Raw genomic sequence first — 23,565 nt, 5'->3', positions numbered from 1 at the left:
TCTATTTCTTTAACCCCATTTCCTCAAAGAACCTCTTGGCACCCGGATGAAGCTCTAGGCTAACACCTTCCAATGTCGTCTCAAGCTTGATCTGTTCTGCTTTTGCGTGAACGCTTTTAAGTTGGTCTAAGTTTTCGAACAAAGACTTTGTTAGGGAATATACAGTTTCTTCATCTAACTCAGCACGCACGACAAGCTGAGCTTTTACGGCTACAGTTTTCATTTCCTGTTCAAATCCAGGGTAGGTACCTGCTGGGATGACTTGCTCTGCATAATAGGGATACTTCTCCACGATCTGTTTGATATGGACATCATCCATTCCGATCACGCGCACCCCTTTGGTTGCTGCCAGCTCGTTTACTGCCGCTGTTGGCGTACCAGCAGTTACGAATGCCGCATCCAAGGTCCCATCTTGGATAAAGCTAGAAGACTCACCGAATGCTAGGCGGTCTGCTTTACCTAAATCCTCAAACTTCAGTCCGTGTGCCTCTAAAATTTGCTGTGCATTCGCCTCAGTTCCACTACCTGGCGCCCCTACGGAAACACGCTTACCCTTCAGATCCTCAACGGTCTGGATGGGGCTATCCTTAGCTACGATGATCTGAACCGTTTCGTTATATAATGAAGCTATAGCTTGTAGGTTTGGGATGGCTCCGCTCTCTTTAAACATGATCTCGCCTTTAGAAGCATAGTCGGCAATATCCCCTTGCGTAAACGCCAATTCCACCTGTCCGTCCTTTATCAATCGCATGTTTTCAACGGATGCTCCGGTGCTTTGTGCGGAAGCATTAATGCCTGCTTTTTCGGAGAAGATCTGAGCCATACCCCCACCTAGCGGGTAATAGGTCCCAGATGTTCCACCTGTTGCGATAATAATAGAATCAGGTGTAGAGGCTCCACCTAGGCTAGGTGCCTTTGGGGCTGCTCCCTCCTTTGGTGCTGGCTGTCCACCGCAACCTACCGCAAATACGGATAAAGCAAGCATCATGACCAAAGATTTAAATCCATTTTTTTTCATTTCTCTTTAACCCCCTGACTTTGTTAAAGAAAGCGCTCCCTTTTTCCTCAGTTAAGGAACATTTCTTATATTTCTATATTAAAAGCACCCTATAAAATCCGACACTTTCCGAAATGGTGATGTGAAAAAATTTTTCACATAAAAATAGGAGCAGTATCTACACTGCTCCCTTCCTTCTCTTATGTTAATTAATTATAGATCCTCGTTACCTCCTTATTAAACCAGTGAACATAACCACAGCGGTGACAGGTCATTGTCATTGCTGAACGATTAGCAAAGTCAAGATTAAAAAAGCTAGCTAAGCAAGGCCGTATTAAGCTGTGCTTGCCCTTGCTCAAATAGATCATGTTGGCAATGTACACACACAATATCAATACCATTGGCTTGAAATCGACCAGGTCCCCTTGACTCTTTAAGGTTTTTAGCAAATAGCTTCATAAATTTTTTGACGCCTTTTGACATGCTTATTCCCCACCCCTATCCTCAAAGTTAATTTCCTAGCTTTTTTTTCATTACCATTCTCTCGGGATTAGGGATATACATATTCCTTCGGTAAAATTCTTCCACGCTACCTTCAGTAGAAGTAAGTAAGTATATACTATTAACCTTCTTATCTAGTAGATCAATCTCGAGATAACGAAGGAGTTTGGACCCATACCCCTTGCCTTGAAACTCATGAGAGATACATACTTCAGCTAAATAGAAGGTGGTTCCAAAGGAGCTAGACTTGCAATGACCAGCGATAAAACCAATTGCCTTCTCAGGGCTTCGCAATAGAAATCCTTTAAACTTAGGGGTATAGAGGAGATCAGAAAGACGTTCATGGGCCGTATCATAGGACCAAGCTTCATTCCAGGGGTTGCGATTAAAAACTTCAACATAAAGATTAACACACTCATCTAAGTAATCGATGCTCATTGGAATAATAGTTTCATTCATTAGTATCAACCTTTCTTTAGGCTTGAGAGGTAATTGGATGCTTAAGGAGTGATGGCAGCTGAATATCTCCCCGAACAAACAGTACCTCACTTCCTTGAAAGGCACGGTGAGTAAACCCTTTGCTGTCCTCGGGTGGTGTGAAGTGCAGTACCACTTCTTGGATACGCTGATTTAGGAACGAACGAATCATTCGATCCCCATCTCGCAGGAATAGGAGCAATATCGTTCGGTCCAATACCCCCTGTGATACCAATCTTCAAGGTGGATGCCAAAAGTCTTGTTGGCAAGGTCATTAAAGCTTTCCCTAAGAATGGAATCATGCTGATAGCTTTTGACTAGTTTATATGGATTCATATCATTATCCCAACCTTTTATATGCCTATATCATATTAGACGCGATCCACATGTGTTTTTTTGCAGTAAAAAAACATCTTGTTATACAAGATGTTTTTTATGTAAGGTCCTTTGCTTCTATTGGGAAAGTAAGGGTGACTTCGGTCCCTTTCCCTTCAAGCGATTGAATTTCCAGAGTACCTCCCATTTCTTCAGTGAGTTGGCGACAGATGGCCAGTCCCAATCCAGTTCCCGATTCCTTCGTTGTAAAGAAGGGATTCCAAACCTTAGCCAAAACAGAAGGTGACATACCCTGACCATTATCTATAAACACGAACTTGATTGTCCGCTCACCAGCTTGATGTGATACCTCCAGATGTACCTTTCCGTGGCCACCTGCAGAAACAGCATCCATGGCATTGCGAATGATATTGAGTGATATTTGCTCTAAATCACTAGGGGATCCAAATAGCTTGACTTCGTACTCGGGTATATGAATGGTAAAGGACACACTCTTCTCAAGCGCATAGAATTGAGCAAGGACCTGGATGCGCTCCAAAACGGAGGTCAAGGTATACCATTCAGCAGAGGATCTACCTGACTTATTACGAACCAATGAAAGAAAGTTGGAGACAACGGAATCAAGTGAGTTCATTTGTTCTTCGCATATACTGAGGTAAAAATTTAGATCATCCTTATCTAACCTCTCCGAACGAAGCTGTTCCATAATCAACTGGATAAATCCTTTAATGGAAGTGAGCGGATTACGAATTTCGTGAGCCATTCCAGCTGCCATCTGTCCGACTAGGGAAAGTTTCTGCTGATGCAGATCAAAAACTTGCTTATCCTTTAGCTGGAGATACCCTTGCAGAAAGCTATGGTCGGACGTAGAAAAAGTAATATATAAACGTTCAATGATTTGTGATTTAAGCTCTGTATAAACCTTTTCCATTTCCGTTACGCGTACACAAGTGCTAATCAGATGAAAATATAGATTCTGGTTTAATTCTAGAACATCATTAGGGGATAGCTCAGGTACTTGAAGAAGAAAGGTGCTGCCTACGATGCGGTTCTGTTCCTTTAGTTGATCAAGGAAAATAAGATATTCCTCATGACTCATGAAGGAAGCCTCAATCATCCCACCTAAGGAACCTGTAATTACAGGCTTCATCCAATGAAGGTGCTGATCAAAGAAAGTTTGGAACTTTTTATCTTGACTACTCACATCTGTTATATGAGTTTGAAATATTCTAGGGATTTCTTGTATTAAAATGGCTTTAAGCTCTGGGATGTGCATATTCATTATCCTCGTTCTCTATTCAGACCTATCTTAAACAGTATAGCTTAATTTTCCACTTTTTAATAGTATGGACGAGCTGTTCGTAAAGTTAGGTAGATAAGTAATTCTATACTTTACCTTTTAGTGGATCTTGAACTACCCTTGGATTGATGCTACGGTTTTGATAGGTGATTTCAAATATGATAAAACTATTTTTCCTACGTAGAAAATATAAACGGTTAAGATTGAAAGTATGGAACAAACGACTGGCAAAACAGCTAGAAGAGTTGACCTTAACCGTTCCATGGCATGGCAAAGTAGAACTTCAAGTAGGTTGGGGGCCGTTCTATAATGGATTCGCTATAATATCACGAAGGAGACAATTTGGTAAAATTGTGGTACAACTCCCATATGATTACTATCTTACTTCCGTTGAACAATCCGTATTGTCTCGCTATAAGATATCTCAACGGCAACTCCCCTACTTCATTCTTTTTCACGAATTTTTTCATCTCATGGATACCGTATGTATGACACAGGGAACAAATAGCTCTGAACTGATACGCCTTTCTTCCGAGCTATACAAAGCTATAAATGGATCGTCATCCGAAACGGCTTATCGACAGCTTTCCTTTGAGCGACAAGCTGATGATTTTGCCTTCGAACACTTGCTTCGGATAAATCAAAAGGCAAGTTAATAGGCGAACGAAAGAAAAATTTACTCCGAAAGGAGTTTTTTTATTTGAATGCAATTTTTTCCAATTAGGCATACTGAAGGTATACCTTATATCTTAAAAGGGAAAAGGGGTTTTGATATGAACTGGGTGGGTTGGCCCCTCGATCGCATTGTCATTTTGTTTGTCAGTCTTGCTTTCATTGTCATCTCTATCCAAGTCACCTTGTTTCATTATCGTCAAAACTTTCACCATAAGGCGATGTGGATTCCGGTTATTTCTGGACCCATCTTTTTTGTTGTAGGAATTTTACTCACCTTTTACAATATGCCATGGTTAGCCATAACCTTTTTGATCTTGATGTGGATCGGAGTTATTAATGGCATGATAGGTTCTTATTTACATATTCGCGGCGTTGGGCTTCGGGTAGGAGGCTGGGCATTGCGCAATTTCTTGATTGGCCCCCCTGCTCTCCTTCCTGCTATGTTTACCGCGATGAGTGTCTTGGGGCTCATAGCTATTTATTGGAGGTGAGTATACGGTTAACACCCCAATTATTGTAAGTTCCCAATTAATCAATTTGAAAACCATTACGATTTTCTATCGGTTAGCGAAAAAAGTTTGTTAACGGATATATATAGTCATGTATCCTTGGGAGGCTCTACCTGAATGATCAAACGTAAATATGCAAACGAAGTCGTCGATGCAGTTATTGTGGGAGCAGGCGCTGCTGGGGGTGTCATTGCTAAAGAGTTAGCTGAGGCAGGAATGAAGGTCGTAGTCCTGGATGCCGGACCTATGCGAGACCCACAAAAGGATTTTGCTAGTGATGAGTTAAGCATGAAAAGTTTAGGATGGCAGGAAACACGTATTGTCGATGGCCAAAACCCTTTAACCATGGGTCATAATAACAGTGGAAGAGGAATCGGCGGAGGAACCACGCATTTTACGGGGGTTTTTCTTCGCTTTCATGATGCCGATTTTAAAGCGAGAAGCCTTGATGGCGTGGCCGAGGACTGGCCCATATCTTATGAGGATCTAGAACCCTACTACGATAAGATTGAAAAGGAAATTGCGGTTTCAGGACCCAAACACTTTCCCTGGGGGAACTTCAAGGGGCCGTACCCGTATCCGGAACGCGAACCGCTGAGCCCGAATGCCTATATGTTTCAGAACGGATGCGAAAAATTAGGCATTAAAAGTGTGGTTGCTCCCCTCGCCATTCTTTCCGCCCCCTTTGAGGGGCGGCCCCCTTGTATTAATCGGGGATTTTGTAATCAGGGGTGCATGCCGAATGCTAAATTTAGCACGTTGATTGTTCATATTCCAAAAGCGATACAAGCCGGCGCTGAAGTCCTTCCAGATTGTATGGTGACACAAATCGTGATGGGAAACGATGGGAAGGTTAAGGGCGTAGAGTTTGTACACGATGGACAAACCCATAAGCAGGAAGCAAGACTTGTCATCCTTTCCGCATACGTGGTAGAAACCCCTCGTCTTCTTCTCAATTCTGCTAACTCGCAATTTCCTAATGGATTAGCCAATAGCAGTGGTTGGGTAGGAAAAGGGGTTATGACGCACAGCAGTTTTGATGTACTTGGCAGGTTTGATTATGAAATTCGACTGTATAAGGGGACGCCTGTACTAGCTACTACACAAGATTTCTACCGATCTCATCCAGAAAACGATTTTGTTCGTGGTTATACCCTTCATGCACATGGAGTAAGACCTGTTTCTTTTGTAAATGCTATCTCAAACTCCCAAAGCGGCTTGCTATGGGGAAAAAAACTTCGTGAAAAGGTGCTGGACTACAACTATTATGGCAAGATTACGATGGTTGGTGAGGTGCTCCCCAATGAAAACAATCGAGTCTCTTTGGACAGCGAAAAAGATGAGTATGGCTTGCCCCGCGCCAAGGTAACCTTCAGCTATGGAGAGAATGACAACAAGCTAATCCAGCATGCCGTCAAAAAAATGAAAGAAATCATCGAAGCGGCAGGTGGCAGGCCTGAGTTTGTCGTTGACGATTCCGCTCATTTGATGGGAGGATGCAAAATGGGCAGCGATCCTACTCAGTCGGTTGTAAACTCTTTTGGCCAAACCCATGACATTCCCAACCTGTTCATCTCCGATGCCAGTATTTTTGTAACTTCCGGAGCTGGAAACCCAACGAATACGGTGATGGCTCTTGCTGCTCGCACAGCGGATTATATTAAGGAACATAGATGGTAGGCTGCAGAGACTGTAGCCTTCTTTTTATTTGAGGAGAGCGATAGATACTAAATTGGGCTATACTTAACTTAACATTTTATACTAGGACGTGGTTGCTATTGTTAATGCTATAATTTTATTCCTTCTTGCAGGCTTAGCAGAAATAGGAGGTGGGTATCTAATCTGGTTATGGTTAAGAGAAGGAAAGCCCCTCTCTTGGGGCATCTTTGGGGGACTATCCTTAGCTCTATATGGTGTTATCGCTGCGTTCCAAGCCTTCCCCTCCTTTGGACGGGTTTATGCAGCCTATGGAGGGATCTTTATCGTGCTATCTGTACTGTGGGGTTGGGGAATTGATAAGAAAACTCCTGATTTTTATGACTGGATAGGAGCAGCAATATGTATTGTTGGTGTAGCAGTTATGTTATTTGCACCACGTCAGTAGAAAGAAAAGCAACCTAGCTAGAGGCTCTAAAGCCACCTCTCGTCTCCCTTCTGCCTTTAAGTTCCGGATGAGATTCGCTCCGCTAACTTTTTTCGCCAGGCATCGGCGAGGCCTTTTATCTTCAACAGCCTTTCGACGTCTGTAAGACTAGCGTTCTTATTAAACATGATCTGATTAGCCTGAAGAACACTGATTGAAGTGGGTTCTCTTTCGATCAGTGTAATGGGAGAGTTGCAATGAACACGCCCTACTTCCAGAACACGACAGAAATAACCCGATAACCCCGTACGTACGAACTCGGCAAGAATCCCATTTAGCTGATTGCGTTGATCGATTGTTTGGCAAGGGATTCTTCCTTGCGTGACTTGAACGACAGCTTCCCCTATGCGGTAGATATCACCGATATACACTTGTTCCTCTGTCATCCCTGTGAGAATAAAGTTCTCTCCAAAGGCTGGATGGGGGAGTGAAATGTTGAATTGCTTCTCCCATCGATCATAGTGTTCAAAAGGATACATACAAACGACCCGGTCTGGTCCGCCATGGAATTCAGGCCTGCCCACTCCATCGCCTACAATATGCTCTTTCTCTAGATAACATGAGTCAACCTTCTCTTTTAGAATTCCGCTGAAGAGACCAGGATGGAGAGCTGAAATATCTTTAGGCATTCCCAGATTGATTTGTAATATCTTCATTGAGGGCCTCCTTTTTGCAAGGTTATGCTAATTTGAAATGAGTATCTACCTACTTTATATCATAGAAAAGGCTGACCATAAAGATCAGCTTTTTACACTAGTCTACCTTTGAATTGTCCCATGCCCCGTATATGCAAGTAGGATGGGCTGGTTATACCTACTATGGGAGTTTATCTCATTATCTGCTTGTGAGATTAAAAGTCTTCTGGGATCTCAGTCGAGAAACGAAAAAAGCAAGCAAGAGGTTCTCTGGGATTGAATCTAGCACAAGATACAGCGACCTGGTTAGCCCTAAGAATTTTTGCCATTATGGTTAATTCTTTTTCAATCCTCCTTTGGGATACCTTTAGCCGCCGCTAACAAGCATTGCGTTTTAGCTTCTTCACCCTACTGTTCCTCCTTTCTAAATATGGGGATGAAAAATCGGGTAGAGGGTAAACACACAGCGAAAACCCCCGTTGGCAATGTCTCTGGAGCAATTGATGATAACGGCGTTAAAACCGATAAATTGAAGGAGTCTAACAATGAGTATTCGGCTTTCCCTTACGAGTCTGTTTATCCGATCTCTACGTCGTTGAGGTGTTTGGCGAGGGATGGTTAGCGGGAAATCGAAGGTACAGCTTCTATTAGAACATTCTACAAAGATATTGATATCTATGTTTCCTAATAACCGTGAAATTTGAACAAGCCTTGATTCTATCCGTCGATAAAATTGTTGGGTAATTTGACCACAGTGTTTCGGAGTACGACACTGCTTTTTTTCGTACATTCAATTCAACTCCTCCTTTACTCTTCATCCTCTACGCAATCGACGGTGACAAAACGATTCAGCGGAACTAAGGCGATCGATGGAATACCTAAGATGGAAGGCTTAAGCTCAATAAAATTAGAACCTATGCGGATGATTGTTCCAGAAAATGTTCGAGGGGCCCTTTCAATAATGCGGCGACCAAAGATGGGAAATTCAGTGTCAATCGGAAGCAAGGGTAAAGGAGTAGTGACGACAACGGGGACCTGAGTAGAGGGAACCTGTACTCCAAAAACAAATAGAATGACGGGATCAGTAAAAGGGACAAGTAAATCGGCTGTTTCTGGCGGAGCAAATATGCGAATAAAATCTCGGTTAATCTCTAAAATTTCTTGTCCTGCACCTGTCAATGTCTCACGAGAAATTACGGCAAAGTCTGTTGACCTAGCAACAAGCTGGCGAAATCTTCGAGCTAAATCGATCGTATTAGGCTTTTGGCCCAGACATTTCCTAGCCAACATCTGTGATCTCCTAATCAATTTCTTCCTCCTTGCTGTAAGATAAACCTGCAATAAATTATTCACTTTCCTGTCGAAAAGCGACAAACAAAAAGGAGCTAGAAGCAATTTTTCCTCTGCTTTCTAGCCCTCTTGCATTATTAAATTACGACCTCAACCATAAACCATATGATCATGATGAGCTGAATCACCGCTTTAGCGAAGGATCCGCCCAAAAAACCCATGAGGGACCCGAATCCGACAAGAAAAGCCTCCTTTAGCGTTCTTTTTTGTAGCAGTTCTGTCAACAGTACGGCAACAAAAGGGACAATTAAGATCCCGAAAGGGGGAACAATGAACGATCCGACAATAAGTCCAACGGCAGCCATCCTCTCTCCCCACTTACTTCCTCCATACTTTTTGACAAAATAACTGTTGGCGATAAAATCGGCTACGATCAGTAGTACGGTAAACAAACCCATCGATATCCAAAAGAATAAAGAGAGATTTCCGCTTTCGATTAAAAATTGGTAGATAAGAAACCCGCCCCATAGTACCACTACGGATGGAATAATAGGGAATACAATGCCAGCAAAACTTAATACAAATAATCCGACAATTAGAATCCAGTATAAGTAATCCACAACTAAATCTCCTAACGCAAAAATTTTCTCTTATATAGGGCCGCTGTCAAGTTAAGAATAAATGGAGGTATTTTCTTAGGAAAATAAGGCATTTGGTAAAATCGGTAAAACGCTCTTTTCAAGTCCTCCCATTGAGGACAATTCTTGGTCTGTCTAAAACGGGCGACATCAATCAATTTAATTTTCCCTTCAGTCGTGACCAAGATATTCCGAAGATGAATGTCTGAAGGATTAAGCCCTCTTTCTCGAGCGTCTTCGAGCGCCTTATCCACTTCAAGAATATGTTCTTTCGTAATAAGTATGCCCCGGCATAAACATTCGAAGAGGGTTATGCCCTCGATATAATCCATTACCAGGTAATCTGCGCCGACCTGATATAGGGCAGGATAATAGGGCGATCCTTGAAGAACCTGATAGACCGATGCCTCTTCTTTTGCCAAGTGAGCAAAGGAAGGGAAAAAGATTTTTACCGCTTGATGAGTTGAACCGACTCGATAGGCCCAAGCACTCCGTCCTTCTCCCAGAAGATGAAATTCTCCTCTTGGTACCTGTCCGGCAAAGCGATTGGCAATGGATATCATGAAACAATCCCCCTTTTCCCTGAAGATGCTTGTGCTTTTTTCAGCTGGAGTACTCCAAGACAACAGCTTAACCATACTAACCCAGCGGTGTAACCCGCAATGACATCCGTCAGATAATGAACGCCTAGATAAACGCGACTAATGCCTATAAGTAAAATAAGGCTGAGCAGCAGTATACCGAGTCCAAACTTTGCCCAACGCTGAAACGGGCTCATCACAACGAGGTAAGCAAGAAACCCGTAGAAAATCAGGCTGCCCATGGCATGGCCGCTCGGGAAGCTATAGCCCACCCCATCATACTGCAGCAGTAGATTAGGCCGTTCCCGTTGGAAAAAGAGCTTCAGCGATTTGTTTAATAGTCCTCCCCCGCCAACAGCGAGCAGAAAACAAGCGATATCCAAACGGCTATAGTTTAGACGCCATAAAAGACCAGCAATGATGAGCGTGAATAAGGCGAACCACCATACTGATCCCGTTTCCGTTATGAGACCCATGACCGTTAACCAAGCAGGATGATCAAGTGCTGAAACAAGCTTTTCGCCCAACAAATCGAGGTCCATAGCCTCTTCTAGATATACATCCTTTGCCAGCCAGAAGAAAATGAAGGTGGACACAGGGAATACAGTCAGCCCAAAGGATCTCCATACAACCGCCATTTTATCTTCACCATCCTTTACAATACAAAAACGCTTTTACCTAATAGCGGTAAAAGCGCAAAAAAACCTTTACCATTAGTGGCAAAGGTCTCGCTAACAACATTCGTTGCCAACAAAGCCGGGGTCGTGACCCGTCATGACGACTTTGTTGATAAAAAGCTACTCCCCTTTGAGAGAGTTCATGTATTAAGTTGATGAAGATAATATTATCTTAAAAGCGTCCTAGCCGTCAACAGCCAGGCAAGCAGCAATGTGCTGAACCCTCCCCTAGTTTCTTAGGATAATATACACCATATACAGGATATAAGCTAAAGCTAGTACCATACCTTCAAATTTGCCGACTTTAAAGTGGGTTCTCGAAAAAATCAGCAGAACTCCCGTGAGGATGATCATCAAAACAACATCCACAAAAATTTGGCTGTCTACTGCTAAAGGAGAAATGACTGACGCAGATCCGAGAACAAAAAGAATATTAAATATATTGCTCCCCACAATATTTCCTAAAGCTATTTGACTTTGCTTTTTCAATGCCGCGGTGACCGAGGTGATAAGCTCCGGTAATGAGGTTCCGACTGCTACAATCGTTAAGCCCACTAAGGTTTCGCTCATGCCAAAAGACAAGGCAATCGTGGTTGCATTGCTTACAACGAGCTCCCCTCCAAAAATAATGGCAGCTAGACCACCTATCGTAAACAAGATATTCTTAGACCAAGAAATCTTTTCCTGTGTATGTAATGTGCCTTCAGTTTTTCCCTTCTCCCGACTATGTCTGGCAACCTCAAAGATATAGTACAGGAAGATTGCAAAGAATAAGAGGAAAATAAATCCGTCGCCTCTAGTAATCAGGTTGTCACTTGCGCCTTGAAACTGGACATCGCTAATTAGTACGAGAAAAGCCGTACTAGCGAGTAGGGTAAAGGGGATCTCTTTGCGAATCGTCTCGTCTTCTACCGTCAACGGATTTAGGATGGCCGTGATTCCAACAACTAAGGTAATGTTGAAAATATTGCTACCCACAACATTCCCGATGGCCACCCCTGCACTTTCTTCAAGGGCTGCAACAATACTCACAGTTGCCTCTGGTGAACTCGTACCAAATGCTACTATTGTTAAGCCGATAAGCAAAGGGGACACATGAAGGGCTTGGGCAATCTTCGAAGCCCCTTCCACGAAAAAATCAGCCCCCTTAATTAGTAAGGCAAATCCAAGGATCAATAAGAGATAAGTCAATTCTAATCACTCCTCTTCCAACTTTAACCATTACCCCTATTCTAACCTATATTGTTGAAGTTGAAAAAAGACTTCAATACACACCTTCCGATGTATCTTACAAAGAAGGCCTTATTTCACCTTTTTCCCCACCCAGAGGGCATCCCCATCTTCAAAAGGAAATAGAACGACCTTGGGCACCGCCAACTTGTTCATTTGTTCTAGTGTTGTAAACTCAACCTCTAGCGCATAGCCTGGCCGCATTTCTGCCCTCGTCCTTCCTTTCATTTATTATACAAATGAGGAATTCTATCTATGATTTTTATCACAACCTAATCTGAAGAGAGGTAGTAGTTTCCCAAACCGGAAAAAATAGTGATGTACTCATCTAATCTACCCATTTGATTAAGGGTGAAAATTTGTACCAAATTTGGGGTCTTTTATAGCGGATAGGAACAGATTAGTGCTGGGGTTTACGTCCCACAAGTGGTGATTGGAACAACATGGGGATAGAAAGGAGGGGGTCCCCTCCTTTCTATATAAATTGGAACTGACTTGAAACTTAGTTATTCCTTCCAAATTGGCATCAAGCGGTAAATTTTATCATCTGCAGGACTGGCTCTTCCCCGGCCATCTCGATTGTTTGTCATGATATACAAGGAACCATCGGGACCTTCAGAAACATTTCGAATACGTCCCCACTCACGAAATTTCAACTCTATCCCTTCAACTTCCTGTCTATCAGAACTTAAGTTAATCTTCAAGACCTGATTCCCGCGTAAATTTGCTACCAATAGCTGGCCTTTCCAGGGACCTTTTGAAACAAACGTCATCCCAGAAGGTGCCCAGGTCTCGGACCCACTATGGATCCAAGGTGTTTTCAATTCAGGTCGTTCCGCTAATGTAACATCTCCCTCGATGAGAGGCCAGCCATAGTTCGCGCCCGGCTCTATTCTATTAATTTCATCGTGAGCCGATTGACCATGCTCTGATGCATAAAGCTTGCCATTCATGGGATCCCAAGCCAAGCCTTGAGGATTCCGGTGTCCGTAGCTGTATACTGGTGACCCTGGAAACGGATTATCATGGGGTATTGAACCGTCTCGAGCTATGCGGAGAATCTTTCCCCCTAAACTATTTTCTTCTTGCGCCATTTCAGGCTGATAGCGATCACCTGCTGTAATGTACAAGTGGCCATCGGGACCTATTTTTATCCTACCGCCATTATGGTTTTGAGCTCCGGCTAAACCATCCAGCAAGACTCTGTCAATGATGGCAACATTATTCGCTTCTTTTAAACGAAGTACTCGATTAAGAACCTCCCCATTTGATTCATAGGTGTGATAGACATAAATAAATCCATTCGTTAAAAACTCAGGATCCAAGGCAAGCCCAAGTAAGCCTCCTTCGCCGCCAGTACGAAAAGGTTCTTCTAAGTGGATTACAGGTTCGGGCAGGAGCTTTCCGTCTAACATTACGCGTACCACTCCAGGTCTCTCAGTAAAAAATATCCTACCATCGTCAACTATTTCCATTTCCCATGGTACCTCAAGCCCTTCCGCAAGTGTTTCTAATTCATACGGAAATTCTTGTCCCACTGAATCCACATGAGGGGTTTCCGCTTTACAAGCCGTAAGGGTGGTCATTAATAGGAGATATTGTAAGAACCTCTTATCAATCAAGTTACTCAACTCCTTAATTAAGATCGTTCCTTTTATTGTAACATGCTATCAATCATGCTTTCATGTTGGTAGAGATAGTTGACCTTGGAGATAATTTTAAAGTGCCTAAAAAACTAAAGATCTGTAAAGATTTCCTAAATATTGGTCTGGCAGCAGACTCCAAAACGCTTGGAAAGTAAGTGAAAAATAGCTAAGGTGGGTCATATACATACGTAACTCTACTACCTATAATAAATACAAGTTAAAGTCATCAGTTAGGAGCGTTGATATGAAACAAGGAAAACCGTCCCTTTATCAAACGATATGGAGATGGCATTTTTATGCTGGCCTTATTTTTGCCCCGTTTATCCTCATTCTTGCTATAACTGGTTCTGTTTATTTGTTTAAGCCTCAAATTGAGAACTGGATGTACCAAGATTACTATCGTGTTGAGGAAAAAAATCAAAAATTGTTGCCTTCAGAGCACATTCATGCCGTTATGAGTCAATACCCTGAAGCTCAAGTAACAAGGTACCGTCCAGGAGAAAGTCCGATACGTTCAGCTGAAGTAAAAGTCAATTTACATGGTGAATCGGTTACAATATTTGTTAATCCTTATACCGGAGACATTATAGGGGAACTAAAAGATAAAAATCGACTAATGGATCGAATCGAAGAGTTTCACGGTGAATTAATGCTAGGAACCGTAGGGGACCGAATTGTGGAATTGACGGCCTGCTGGACGATTATTTTGATCGTTACAGGGATATATTTATGGATGCCAAATGAAAAAAGGAAATGGCTAGGCGTTCTTGTTCCACGCTTGAGTGGTGGTCGAAAAAATCTCATTCGAGATCTGCATGTTGTACCAGGATTCTGGATATCAGCAACCATGTTTTTTCTCGTTATTACGGGTCTGCTTTGGTCAGGGTTATGGGGAACAAAGGTTCAGTACCTAGCTACAAATGCGGGAGTCGGCTACCCTCCTTCAGTTTGGGTTGGCAGTGCCCCAACTTCGACAGTAAAGACCAAGGAAATTGCTGATGTTCCATGGGCTGCACAGAATTTAGATGTACCGTCTTCGCAAATTCAAGGTTATATTCCTCTAAGCATTGATGATGTTGTAAGTATTACCGATGGCCAAAATATTCATCCTAGTTATACTGTTATTTTTCCTAAGAAACAAGACGGTGTTTATACCATTTCCGCTTTCCCTCCTAAGGCCCGTGATGAAGTGACATTGCATATCGACCAGTACACTGGTGCCATTTTAGCAGACTATCGATACGATAATTATGAAACGATAGGAAAACTTATGGCATGGGGGATTACGGTTCATAAAGGATTAGAGTATGGACTGATAAATCAAATCGGGGGTTTAATCGTCTGCATTGGTATCGTAGGTCTCGTGATAAGTGGATTTGTATTATGGTGGAAGCGCAAACCGACGGGGCAATTAGGTGCTCCAAAGTCTCCGGGGCTAAAGAAACTAAAGGGTTTGGCCCTGATCCTTATTCTTTTTGGAATCCTATTTCCTCTAGTCGGTGCCTCGATTATATTTGTTTATTTAGTAGATTGGTTCATTATCCAGAGGGTGGAACGCTTTAAAAAAGTCTTCCATGCGTAACGAGATGTAAAAGGAGAGACTTCCATTGAAGATAAGTAAGTTTATCTTTCTACCGTTTATTTTAGTTTTCTTTTTAACAGCGTGCTCACTCAACTCTTTAGACGAAGAAGCTGTTAACTATTTTAAAAAGGAAACCCCGCTTCAAGTTGATCTTATTGTGTCTCAGCCCATCACCTTAAATGAGACTCAAACTATTAAAGCTATCCTGATGCAGAATGGTGAAACTGTGGCGGGATTGAATGATGTTCAATTTATTCTGTGGAAAAAAGACAGCCTAGGCAGTCAACAAGCAATAAATGCCAGCAACGATGGTAACGGCGAATATAGTGTAGAAAAAATCTTTACTGAGCAAGGGGTATTTTATGTAAAAGTTCTTGCCACCTCAAAAGGTTCCACCGTTATGCCTACGAAACAGTTCATTGTAGGAGAACTTTCCGAGGAAGAGTTAAAGGAGTTCCAAAAAGAGTCGTTAATACCACAGCATAATCATGATGACCATCATTAGGATGGTCTTTTTTGGCTCTAAGTGCCTATTTTGAGTCTTCCTCGAATAAACTGGAAGTAATGAGCTTAAGGTGGGAGGGCATTATGAGAAATCTAGGTTTTGGATCCATCGCTTATATCTCAGACCGAGGAGGGGCTTTCGATCTGTGGCTTTATCGGCCGTTGGAGGCTCTCCATTATCCGTTAACGCAAGGGGTAGCGGAGGAATTTTCAGTACCCTTTTGGTCGCCCGATGGCCGAAAGGTGGCATTGATTGGAAGGAATAATATCATTTATATCATTGACACCAGAACGGGGAGCGTCGCACAGATCGATCAGACAGAGCCCTACACCCTTCTAGACTGGTCACCGAATAGCTGGCAATTGTGTTATGTAAAAAGCGGTCGAATTCGTATATACGATACCAAGTCCCACACTAGTCGAGAGATCGTGCAAGAGAACGCCACGGATGCTCAGTGGTTTCCCTCTGGCAAGGAATTGTTGTTTACAGCTCCAGACTCCACTGGAATGAGCCAACTCTATTCGATCAGGATAGATGGAACAAACAAACGACAGCTCACTCAAAACATGGGTAATCCAATTCATCACTTGAGGCTTTCACCTGACGGGCGGTATGCCCTATTTACGTATCCCGGAGTAAGTGTATCCCTAATTGGGATTGCCAACCTCTCTACCGGTCATGTTGAAACATTACCCGGAGGTCCACTCGGCAAGAACTACAATCCCCAATGGTCTCCCGCTTCCTCGCTCGTCGCCTATAGCGCCACCTCCTTTAGTTTCAACCGCTATCACTCTCTTTTACAAACAGACCATCGCACCGGTCAGCAACAAAAAACATGGGCTGTCTCATCCTGTTATTCAACTCCAGTCAGCTGGTCTCCCGATGGAGCGCGTATCGCCTACCTCTCCGGTTGCGGAAACAGCGAGAGAGCTACCCAAATATGGGTGGTAAGTTTACGAAACCCTGTCCCTTTCAAAATTGTCGAAGGAGGCCGGATTACTGCTTTACAATGGTCACCCTTTATACCTCCAGCCCCACCCATGCATGTTTACTTCAGTCGGTTATACCGTGTCTCTTTCCCTTATCCGGCTATTTGGAGCAAGATGACGCATGAACGATACGAAGGAAAAGATGGCTTTTTTCAGGTTTCAGCCGTTGCTTCGGATGGGGGAATTGATGAGGTATGTCGTGGGGAGGCTTATCATATTCTTGCCCCTTACGGATCTCGTCCCCAAATTCAAATGACTTCTATACAGAATCAGCCTGCTTGTTTCATCTTCCCATCGGAAGACCAACCGAAAGAGATGAACAACCAAGCGGCTCTTATCGTGAAGTATCCTCATCCGGTTACGATTCAAGGCATCGTCTATTCATATTTTCTACTTTGGGCTGATCGCAGTCATATTGGGATGTTAGCACGGGGATTGAAGTTAGTATAAAATGAAAAAGGGAGCCGAATCTTGCGCCTCGTGCCCCCTCTTCTTCTATGAAGTCTGTCTAAGCTCAACCGGTTCAATGGATGGAAATTCTATAGAAAAGGTAGTCCCACGTCCTAGCTCGCTCGATACTTCAATTAATCCGTTAAAGGCTTGGATGATGCGGTAAGAGACCATTAAGCCCAAGCCTGTCCCCTTTTCCTTCAAAGTATAAAAAGGGGTGCCTAACCGCTTGATTTGATCTTTCGTCATGCCTACCCCCTGATCCGTAATGGCGATAGTTACCTTCCCATTACTCTTGGCGCAGCAACTAATCAATAGGATTCCACCGTTAGGCATAGCTTCGATTCCATTTTTCACTAGGTTAATTAAACATTGATTAAGCTTTTGTTGATTTGCCATAATAATGCAAGAGCCAGAGGTGTCTTTTTGAATTTCAACATGCTGCATTAATGCATAGGGAGCTAAGATGTTTTGAACCTGTTCGAGCTGTTTGCCTACATCTATCATTTCGATATCTTCCGTATGGGGTTTAGCAAAGGAAAGATAATCACTAATGATTAAGTTAGCTCGGTCCATTTCTTTTAAACAGATTTCCACATAGTTTTTGAGGTGCGGAGGAAGGGGCTCTTCATACATAAGCTGCAAGAAGCCACGATTGACCTGCATCGGATTTCTGATTTCATGGGCAAATGCACTGGTTAAATCACTTAGTACCCGCAGTTTTTCTGTTTTCTGAAGTTCTGAGCGCATACGGTTATTCTCGCGGAGATTCTCATTCATATAAACGAGAAAACAAGAGGCTAAAATAAAGGCAATATCAAAGATGAAGAGCGACATCGCGTTTTCGAACGTAAATACACTGAGCATGAAGTAGACGACGGAAATTACGATCACATGATAAACCGACAACAGGACTGTGCAATTCCTTCTCGTCGTTCGATCTGCTTGTTGATACACTCGATAAAAAGCCATAAACACGGGCACAATGAAAAGTAAGGAGATAACAGTGTGATAGAAGCCGACATCTACCCCAAGATAGAAGCGATACGCTATGATGAGTAGGCTAAGGACAGCTCCTGTTTCATATCCCCCATACAAAGTTCCTATAAGCAAAGGAATGCCTCTTAGGTCGAAGCGTGATTCCATCCCGATCGCTACAGGAAAAGACATGCACAAAACAATAGCTAAGCCATTAAGAAAGGAATGAAACCAGGATCTTCTCCTTTGATCGAGCTTTAATTTTTCTGCATAAAACATATGATAGATAAAAATCGGTACGATAATTAATAAAATTTGAAGTAACAAATCTTTTATCTCCGTCATCGTTCCCCACCCCCATTCTGACATTTATATCCATTTTAATACAAAAACAACGACATGTAACGGAATAGTTATCGATATATTTTGACAACAAAAAAATAGGACGAATGGCATAGCCACCCGCCTTTAAATGAATCCAATCCCCTTGGATTTTACTATTTTAACCAAAGCGAACTCTTATCCGAACCAAATCGATAATACGACCATCGTTAGCGCTACGAGTATATACCCAAATCCACCCTGATTGTGTTGTGGGAGTTTGGTCAAAGGGAACCGTGATTCGGAAGTACCCGTAAGCTGGTGCCCCTTCCAGAGCAGTTGTGAACCTTTCGTTGGATACTGTACCGCCGTTATCATCTTGAACTTGCACTAAAACGTTGGCTTCAAATACTCGGGCAAAGCCTTCAATGGCCTCCCCACTACGAATCAGATCCCCAGGAAGGGGGCGAATGACGGAAATATTTCTTGATGATGGGAGAGGAAGTGCTAATCGATACCCCGAATACAGCAAATCACGTGAGAATCCAGGTCGCCCTTCATTTGCATACAAGATACTGTTAAGGGTAAGTCCGAATTGATTGGCAATTTTGGTCAAGCTTTCTCCTGGTTCGATCTGATAGACAAAAGCAGGAACCCAAAGCGGCTGACCGAGAAAGATGAGATTGGGATTCTGAATACCGCGATTAACACCGGCGAGTAAATCGGGATGGGCAGAAAAGCGTTGACTGATCCGGTAGAGGTTATCGCCAGGAGCTACTATATATATCGTCCGGAAGGGCTTCTCGGCAGGCACGGGAATTAAAAGAGTCCAACCCGGGAAGATGAGAAAGGGGTCAGTGAATGGTGGGAACAGCGCATTGGCGCTTTGAATTGCAGCAGTCTTACTTCCGAACCTTGCCGCTATAGAATGTACAGTATCTCCCGGCTGAACGGTATAATAGAAATGGGTTTCTTTCACAGTAGGCATGGATCATCCCCCTCTTTCTTGGGCTATTTACCACCATGATATGCACCCAGGTGGAAGGGTGAGATTCATTCACTTAAATAATTCAGACGGTCGTATAGTGCCTCTCCTGCCGTAAAGGGCAGATAGGTGTCTAGTACTCTCTTAGACTTACATTTAATGGTTAATTTCTCTATTTCAAACTCCTTCCATTTGAATAAGATAATTAGAGACTAAAGAAGGAGTTGCTAGAATTGAGCCAAATCAAGGATTTTGGTTTAGCGCGAAGCAAATGGAATCAATATTCGGCCATGAAGGAGGATCCAGTTCTGAAGCGTATGCTTGTCCCTACTGAAAAGTATACGATCAGAGGCTTAGCCAGGGCTCTAAAGAGGTCCTCAATTTTATTTCTGAAGCCAGAGATAGGCGGACAAGGCAGGGGCATCATGAAGATTGAGAGAGTAACTTCTGGCTTTCTAATTCGATACGGTACTCATCGTCAGCTTCTCAAGAGCAGCAAGGAAGTTCTCTCTTCTATACATCGGAAAATTGGCAACAAGCCTTATATCTTGCAAAAAGGAATTGAACTATTAACTATCCAGAATCGTCCGATAGACTTTCGAGTACTATTACTTAAACCCAAAAACGATTGGATAACCATGGGCGTTATGGGAAAATGGGCAAAAAAGAATAAAGTGGTAACGAACTACTCCCAGGGAGGCCAGGCCATTTCCGTAAAGCAAGCCTTGAGCGGTTCGAAGAAGCTCAACGTACGCGCTGCTCAGTTTGAACAGGAAGTAAGCAGATTGGGGAAATACCTTGCGGAGAAATACTTTAACTATGCCAGCATGTTTGGCCTCGATATAGCCATGGATAAAAACGGGAAGCTTTGGATTATCGAAGGAAATACCAAACCGGGATATAAACTCTTTCGTCATCATGAGGAGTTATATCTCCGTATCAGACGTTACGTCAAACACATAAGGAGGAAGAAGTAGTGCCTCATAAGAGCTATAAAAGCAAATCTATCGAAGGAAAACTCCGCGTCTACCGCTATCTGACAGCCTATCCGCATCTCAAATCCTATCAACCCTTTACAGCAAAACTGGATAAGAATCAATTAAACCACTGCTTGCAAAAGTATGGACTCGTTTATGTTAAGCCTAATAAAGGTTCACATGGAAACGGAATATTTCAAGTCAAAAAAGTGGAAAAAAGGCAATTTAGACTCCGATCCACCAAGGGTAGAAAAAAATTCAAACAAATGACATCCCTCTATAGATATCTTAAGTCCCAATCTGAGACTTTATTAGCTATCCAGCAAGGAATCGCATTGGAAAAGGTTAAAGGAAACCCATACGACATTCGTGCTATGGTACAGAGGAAACCAGGTGGACCTTGGAGAACCACAGGCATCTTTACAAAAGTTGGGTCAAAGAACAAGATCGTTACCAACTACTCCCAAGGGGGACGGATTGTTAGACTTGAAAAGGTGTTTACCTCATTAGGTCTAACTTCCAAAGAACGAAAGCAAAGATACCGAAAGCTAAAAGAAGTCTCTCTCGCCGTAGCCCATGCTCTTTCTGCTAAACAGCCCGGTATGCATGAGATGGGGATTGACTTTGCCTTCGATAGAAGAGGAAAACTATGGATCATTGAAGTGAATAGCAGACATCCGCAGTTCCATCCCCTCAAAGAGCTCCATCCGAAAATGTATCAGCGTATGATGAACCTAGCCAAAAGCTATGGCCGAACCAGTGCAAAATAAACAACAAAAAAAGCTCTGCGCGCCTATTTGCGTACAGAGCTTTTCGTTTTAATACTGCTTACGAAATTGTTCGGCAAGCAGTCTCATCGCCCAGTCATTCACTTGATCATCTTCATCATGTAACTTAACCACCGTAATTTTAATAGGATCACTCGGGTTTGGATCGATAAAGGTCAATTGCTGTGGATCTTGAATGTTAACCTGGTATCCGCTCTCCATCAGGAACTCTTGAATTTGTTCCGCAGTTGGGGCTTTTCCTTCATCAGTAAATATTAGGCCTTTAAGATTTCTCTCCTCGCCTTTTTCATTTAAATAATCCACACGAAACAAAAAATTCCATTCCATTGTCATCGCCTCCTACTCTATTAATGTGCATGTAGCCTAGCAAATATCCCGTTCTCTTGGGAAAGGAGCTGTCCATGCGTTCCATCTTCCGCGATCCCTTCATTTGTGATAACTAAAATACGATCGGCACTTTTAATTGTGGCGAGTCGATGAGCAATCACCAGCGTGGTTCGATCTTTCGATAGATCTTGTAAAGCTTCTTGGATAATGGCTTCCGTTTCGGTATCCAAAGCCGAGGTTGCCTCATCCAGAATTAAGATCGGCGGATTTTTCAGGAACATCCTGGCAATCGCCAGCCTTTGCTTTTGGCCGCCCGAAAGTTTCAATCCTCTTTCCCCAATCTCTGTGTCATAACCCTCCGGCAGAGAAGCGATGAACTCAGTGAGATGAGCTTTTCTCGCCGCTTCTTCAATCTCCTCTTGCGAAGCTCCTAGTTTTCCATAGGCGATATTCTCCCGCAAAGTTCCTGTAAATAAAAACACATCCTGTTGAACAATGCCGATGTGAGATCGCAATGACTCCTTCGTCATATCGCGTACATCGATCCCATCGATGGTGATCGCTCCTTTTTCCACGTCGTAGAAACGAGGAATCAAGGAACAGATCGTGGTTTTCCCGGCGCCAGATGGCCCCACAAAGGCAACCGTTTTGCCAGCCTCAATGAAAAATGTGAGCTCATTTAAGATGGGACGATGACCCTCGTATCCAAACGTTACGTCTTGAAAACAGATATTTCCTTTTAAAAAAGGCACCTCAATCGCGTCTGGACGGTTTCTTATATCGGGTTCCGTATCAATAAGTTCAGTAAACCGAGTAAAGCCTGCCATACCTTTGGGGTAAAGCTCAAGTAGCGCACTGATTTTATCGATGGGCTTGAACAACACATTTAGATATAGAATAAAGGCCACAAGTTCACCATAGGAGAGCACACCTGAAAAGCTAAGCCATGCTCCATAAACGAGAATAATTAAGATCATTAGTCGAGTCGTAATATAGATTCCGGACAAGTTCCAGCTCATGACTTTATACGCTTTAAGCTTGGACTTGCGGAAATACTGATTGTTCGTATTAAAACGATCAATTTCATACTGTTCGTTGGTAAAGGATTGGACTACACGAACCCCTGACACACTATCCTCCACCCTCGCATTCACATCAGCGATATTCCCATACATTTTTGTCCAGGCGGCATTCATCTTGATGTTGGAGTAGGAGATCAACCCTATCAGGAAAGGAACAATGAGCAAAGCGACCAAAGCAAGGTTCGGATTGATCGTGAACATAATCCAGAATGCACCCGTAAACGTCATGACGGCAATGAATAAGTCCTCTGGTCCATGATGAGCTAATTCCCCGATATCCATTAGATCATTGGTGACCCGACTCATAATATGCCCGGTTTTCGTATTATCAAAGAAGCGAAAGGACTGTCGCTGAACATGGTGAAACAGCTCTCGACGCATATCGGTCTCGATATTAATCCCGAGCTTATGACCCCAATAGTTCACAACAAATTGCATTCCTGAGCTCATGAAGTATAGGGTTAAAAGACCGGCGCTTACGGCCAGAATCGTGGTCCAATTCCCCTCCGGCAAGAGTTGGTCTATAAACCAGGAAACTGCGAGAGGGAATCCCAGCTCCAAAAGGCCTACCAGGACTGCACAAAAAAAGTCGATGTAAAACAGCTTTTTATGAGGCTGATAATAGCTGAAAAAACGATTAATCATACGCCATTTCATACAAAACCTTCCTTTTCTTTTTTTTCTGTGCACCTAGTTTATCATAAATATTCAGATAAGTGGGTCATCTTCTTCCCTCGTTTGTCATAGAAATGAAACGGTCAGCGTAAATCCTAGTGAAAGGGTGATGAACTATGCACATTGGATCTAAGGGTTACTATGTCCACAAGCTCAAGGAACACAATATTCGTATTATCGATGGGAAACGGCTGGAGTCCTTGAAAACACACCAGTTAGCCAATCTGTATGATAAATATGTAAAGAATAAAGCTTAGAAGCTGGGAGGCCC

At 42.9% G+C, this 23,565-nt stretch carries 27 protein-coding genes; 10 read left to right on the top strand and 17 right to left on the bottom strand.

What is annotated here, in order from left to right; all coding sequences use genetic code 11:
• Position 1: 1 nt before the first annotated feature.
• The 5 genes from EIZ58_RS05675 to EIZ58_RS05660 form a co-directional block, all read right to left on the bottom strand.
• Positions 2-1,018 carry a TAXI family TRAP transporter solute-binding subunit gene (locus EIZ58_RS05675; protein WP_134699510.1) on the bottom strand — a complete coding sequence of 339 codons (1,017 nt, stop codon included), beginning with the start codon at positions 1,016-1,018 and terminating at the stop codon, positions 2-4.
• Positions 1,019-1,312: 294 nt separating this feature from the next.
• Entirely contained in the window at positions 1,313-1,480 is a 168-nt protein-coding gene (locus EIZ58_RS33130; RefSeq protein ID WP_167577517.1) for a hypothetical protein, read from the bottom strand.
• Positions 1,481-1,507: 27 nt separating this feature from the next.
• The gene (locus EIZ58_RS05670; protein WP_134699509.1) at positions 1,508-1,957 is read right to left on the bottom strand and encodes a GNAT family N-acetyltransferase; all 450 of its coding nucleotides are present in this window, start codon (positions 1,955-1,957) and stop codon (positions 1,508-1,510) included.
• A gap of 16 nt (positions 1,958-1,973) precedes the next feature.
• Positions 1,974-2,192 carry a hypothetical protein gene (locus tag EIZ58_RS05665; protein WP_134699508.1) on the bottom strand — a complete coding sequence of 73 codons (219 nt, stop codon included), beginning with the start codon at positions 2,190-2,192 and terminating at the stop codon, positions 1,974-1,976.
• 216 nt (positions 2,193-2,408) lie between these two features.
• Entirely contained in the window at positions 2,409-3,515 is a 1,107-nt protein-coding gene (locus tag EIZ58_RS05660) for a sensor histidine kinase (RefSeq protein ID WP_167577516.1), read from the bottom strand.
• 254 nt (positions 3,516-3,769) lie between these two features.
• On the opposite strand from EIZ58_RS05660, the gene EIZ58_RS05655 reads away from it, so the two are divergent.
• From EIZ58_RS05655 to EIZ58_RS05640, 4 genes are all read left to right on the top strand, one after another.
• Positions 3,770-4,267: a hypothetical protein gene (locus tag EIZ58_RS05655; RefSeq protein WP_134699506.1), complete on the top strand. Its 498-nt coding sequence runs from the start codon at positions 3,770-3,772 to the stop codon at positions 4,265-4,267.
• Positions 4,268-4,384: 117 nt separating this feature from the next.
• Positions 4,385-4,777, top strand: coding sequence for a hypothetical protein (locus tag EIZ58_RS05650; protein ID WP_134699505.1), 393 nt, complete (start codon positions 4,385-4,387; stop codon positions 4,775-4,777).
• Positions 4,778-4,912: 135 nt separating this feature from the next.
• On the top strand, positions 4,913-6,475 hold the full coding sequence (locus EIZ58_RS05645; protein WP_134699504.1) for a GMC family oxidoreductase: 1,563 nt from the start codon (positions 4,913-4,915) through the stop codon (positions 6,473-6,475).
• A 97-nt stretch (positions 6,476-6,572) separates the two neighbouring features.
• A complete protein-coding gene (locus EIZ58_RS05640; RefSeq protein ID WP_134699661.1) occupies positions 6,573-6,899 on the top strand; it encodes a YnfA family protein in 327 nt (108 codons plus the stop codon).
• Between the two features lie 56 nt (positions 6,900-6,955).
• Here the strand turns inward: EIZ58_RS05640 and EIZ58_RS05635 are convergent, their stop codons facing one another.
• From EIZ58_RS05635 to EIZ58_RS05605, 8 genes are all read right to left on the bottom strand, one after another.
• Positions 6,956-7,594 carry an MOSC domain-containing protein gene (locus tag EIZ58_RS05635; protein ID WP_134699503.1) on the bottom strand — a complete coding sequence of 213 codons (639 nt, stop codon included), beginning with the start codon at positions 7,592-7,594 and terminating at the stop codon, positions 6,956-6,958.
• Positions 7,595-8,380: 786 nt separating this feature from the next.
• On the bottom strand, positions 8,381-8,881 hold the full coding sequence (locus tag EIZ58_RS05630; RefSeq protein WP_134699502.1) for a hypothetical protein: 501 nt from the start codon (positions 8,879-8,881) through the stop codon (positions 8,381-8,383).
• Between the two features lie 119 nt (positions 8,882-9,000).
• Positions 9,001-9,483 (bottom strand): DUF456 domain-containing protein, encoded by a 483-nt coding sequence (locus EIZ58_RS05625; protein ID WP_134699501.1) that lies wholly within the window; start codon positions 9,481-9,483, stop codon positions 9,001-9,003.
• 11 nt (positions 9,484-9,494) lie between these two features.
• Positions 9,495-10,064, bottom strand: a complete 570-nt coding sequence (locus EIZ58_RS05620; protein WP_134699500.1) for a protein kinase family protein — start codon at positions 10,062-10,064, stop codon at positions 9,495-9,497.
• The gene (locus tag EIZ58_RS05615; RefSeq protein WP_134699499.1) at positions 10,061-10,720 is read right to left on the bottom strand and encodes a phosphatase PAP2 family protein; all 660 of its coding nucleotides are present in this window, start codon (positions 10,718-10,720) and stop codon (positions 10,061-10,063) included. The genes EIZ58_RS05620 and EIZ58_RS05615 overlap by 4 nt, the downstream gene beginning before the upstream one ends.
• Positions 10,721-10,987: 267 nt before the next feature.
• Complete coding sequence (locus EIZ58_RS05610; protein WP_134699498.1) at positions 10,988-11,950, bottom strand: calcium/sodium antiporter; 963 nt, start codon at positions 11,948-11,950, stop codon at positions 10,988-10,990.
• Between the two features lie 111 nt (positions 11,951-12,061).
• The gene (locus EIZ58_RS33125) at positions 12,062-12,217 is read right to left on the bottom strand and encodes a hypothetical protein (RefSeq protein WP_167577406.1); all 156 of its coding nucleotides are present in this window, start codon (positions 12,215-12,217) and stop codon (positions 12,062-12,064) included.
• Positions 12,218-12,495: 278 nt separating this feature from the next.
• On the bottom strand, positions 12,496-13,611 hold the full coding sequence (locus EIZ58_RS05605) for a PQQ-dependent sugar dehydrogenase (RefSeq protein WP_240688955.1): 1,116 nt from the start codon (positions 13,609-13,611) through the stop codon (positions 12,496-12,498).
• A 268-nt stretch (positions 13,612-13,879) separates the two neighbouring features.
• Between EIZ58_RS05605 and EIZ58_RS05600 the strand changes: the two genes are divergently transcribed.
• The 3 genes from EIZ58_RS05600 (at position 13,880) to EIZ58_RS05590 (ending at position 17,161) form a co-directional block, all read left to right on the top strand.
• Entirely contained in the window at positions 13,880-15,217 is a 1,338-nt protein-coding gene (locus EIZ58_RS05600) for a PepSY-associated TM helix domain-containing protein (RefSeq protein ID WP_134699497.1), read from the top strand.
• 25 nt (positions 15,218-15,242) lie between these two features.
• Entirely contained in the window at positions 15,243-15,722 is a 480-nt protein-coding gene (locus EIZ58_RS05595) for a FixH family protein (protein WP_134699496.1), read from the top strand.
• A gap of 83 nt (positions 15,723-15,805) precedes the next feature.
• Positions 15,806-17,161, top strand: a complete 1,356-nt coding sequence (locus EIZ58_RS05590) for a TolB family protein (protein WP_134699495.1) — start codon at positions 15,806-15,808, stop codon at positions 17,159-17,161.
• 45 nt (positions 17,162-17,206) lie between these two features.
• Here the strand turns inward: EIZ58_RS05590 and EIZ58_RS05585 are convergent, their stop codons facing one another.
• Complete coding sequence (locus tag EIZ58_RS05585) at positions 17,207-18,484, bottom strand: ATP-binding protein (RefSeq protein WP_167577515.1); 1,278 nt, start codon at positions 18,482-18,484, stop codon at positions 17,207-17,209.
• Between the two features lie 157 nt (positions 18,485-18,641).
• A complete protein-coding gene (locus tag EIZ58_RS05580; protein ID WP_134699493.1) occupies positions 18,642-19,448 on the bottom strand; it encodes a LysM peptidoglycan-binding domain-containing protein in 807 nt (268 codons plus the stop codon).
• A gap of 230 nt (positions 19,449-19,678) precedes the next feature.
• Between EIZ58_RS05580 and EIZ58_RS05575 the strand changes: the two genes are divergently transcribed.
• Positions 19,679-20,422 (top strand): YheC/YheD family protein, encoded by a 744-nt coding sequence (locus EIZ58_RS05575; RefSeq protein ID WP_134699492.1) that lies wholly within the window; start codon positions 19,679-19,681, stop codon positions 20,420-20,422.
• Positions 20,422-21,192 carry a YheC/YheD family protein gene (locus EIZ58_RS05570; RefSeq protein ID WP_167577514.1) on the top strand — a complete coding sequence of 257 codons (771 nt, stop codon included), beginning with the start codon at positions 20,422-20,424 and terminating at the stop codon, positions 21,190-21,192. The genes EIZ58_RS05575 and EIZ58_RS05570 overlap by 1 nt, the downstream gene beginning before the upstream one ends.
• Positions 21,193-21,240: 48 nt before the next feature.
• On the opposite strand, the gene EIZ58_RS05565 is transcribed toward EIZ58_RS05570, so the two are convergent.
• Positions 21,241-21,537 (bottom strand): hypothetical protein, encoded by a 297-nt coding sequence (locus EIZ58_RS05565; RefSeq protein WP_134699490.1) that lies wholly within the window; start codon positions 21,535-21,537, stop codon positions 21,241-21,243.
• Positions 21,538-21,557: 20 nt separating this feature from the next.
• Positions 21,558-23,264, bottom strand: a complete 1,707-nt coding sequence (locus EIZ58_RS05560) for an ABC transporter ATP-binding protein (protein WP_134699659.1) — start codon at positions 23,262-23,264, stop codon at positions 21,558-21,560.
• A gap of 146 nt (positions 23,265-23,410) precedes the next feature.
• On the opposite strand from EIZ58_RS05560, the gene EIZ58_RS05555 reads away from it, so the two are divergent.
• Entirely contained in the window at positions 23,411-23,551 is a 141-nt protein-coding gene (locus EIZ58_RS05555) for a DUF2639 domain-containing protein (protein ID WP_134699489.1), read from the top strand.
• Positions 23,552-23,565 lie beyond the last annotated feature (14 nt).

Origin of the sequence: Ammoniphilus sp. YIM 78166 (assembly GCF_004522215.1) — a bacterium.
GTDB lineage: Bacteria > Bacillota > Bacilli > Aneurinibacillales > RAOX-1 > YIM-78166.
Note: the sequence above shows the minus strand (reverse complement) of the source record. Positions and strands in the feature narration are given on the sequence as shown.